Below are 387 nucleotides of genomic sequence, written 5' to 3'. Positions count from 1 at the left end.
ACGGTACTGGTTCACTATCGGTCAGTCAGGAGTATTTAGCCTTGGAGGATGGTCCCCCCATATTCAGACAGGATACCACGTGTCCCGCCCTACTCTTCGAGTTCACAACCTGTGCATTTTGGTGTACGGGACTATCACCCTGTACCGTCGGACTTTCCAGACCGTTCCACTAACACACAAGCTGATTCAGACTCTGGGCTGCTCCCCGTTCGCTCGCCGCTACTGGGGGAATCTCGGTTGATTTCTTTTCCTCGGGGTACTTAGATGTTTCAGTTCCCCCGGTTCGCCTCGTTAACCTATGTATTCAGTTAACGATAGTGCAACGAATTGCACTGGGTTTCCCCATTCGGACATCGCCGGTTATAACGGTTCATATCACCTTACCGA

The 387-nt window shown here is 51.4% G+C and carries 1 rRNA gene; it reads right to left on the bottom strand.

The features are described 5' to 3' along the window. Positions 1-387, bottom strand: a 23S ribosomal RNA gene (locus I6F09_RS37325); the annotation flags it as partial.

It is taken from the genome of Bradyrhizobium sp. IC3195 (genome assembly GCF_020193585.1).
GTDB classification, from domain to species: domain Bacteria; phylum Pseudomonadota; class Alphaproteobacteria; order Rhizobiales; family Xanthobacteraceae; genus Bradyrhizobium; species Bradyrhizobium yuanmingense.
The sequence above is the reverse complement of the archived record's forward strand: the minus strand, read 5'-3'. Positions and strand labels throughout refer to the sequence as shown.